At 56.9% G+C, this 580-nt stretch carries 1 protein-coding gene; it reads right to left on the bottom strand.

From position 1 onward, the window contains the following. Window positions 1-365: DUF427 domain-containing protein (locus EOB36_RS33925; protein ID WP_164897728.1), on the bottom strand; the 365-nt coding region annotated here is incomplete at its 3' end. Window positions 366-580 lie beyond the last annotated feature (215 nt).

The following is a 580-nucleotide window of genomic DNA, read 5'->3' as shown; positions in this document are numbered from 1 at the left end:
GCATCGATGCGCGCCTTTTCCGGATCGAATGCACCATGACGTGCAATGGGCCGCGCCGCGGTTTCAGGCGTCTCGTATGCCCACATGAAATCGTCAGCCGAGCTGCCCACCGCATGGACGCGCCAGTAGCTCGCGGTGCCTTTCAAAGGGGAGCGGCTGGTGGTGTTCGTCTTTTCGAAAAGGTCGAAATAGATGTCTTCGAAAGGGATGTAGAACACGGGCTCATGTCCTTCTTCCTGAAGCACTTTCGCCCGTTCCGTGGCAGCGACTATGGCGTCGGAAAATCGTACCGTCACCGTGCCGGCAAACGGTTCTATGGCCAGTTGGCCAGCATGGTGTGTTGAGATTGCGCCTGAAGCTTGCATTCAAATTCTCCCTGGCTGCCGATTGATTGCGAGACCGCATTTCGGTTCGTCATGCATGGAGACGAAATGCACGGCGATGCGTCAGGTTCCGGCCTGTACTATGAGGTCGAATGACGACCCCACTTCAGCGCTTGCCATGGCTATCGAGAAACGCAGCCAACAATCGCGAAACCTGATCAGAAGCCTCACGCGTCGGGAAGTGTCCGATGCCATCC

Source organism: Mesorhizobium sp. M6A.T.Cr.TU.017.01.1.1 (assembly GCF_004023115.1).
Lineage (GTDB): Bacteria > Pseudomonadota > Alphaproteobacteria > Rhizobiales > Rhizobiaceae > Mesorhizobium > Mesorhizobium mediterraneum.
The sequence above is the reverse complement of the archived record's forward strand: the minus strand, read 5'-3'. Positions and strand labels throughout refer to the sequence as shown.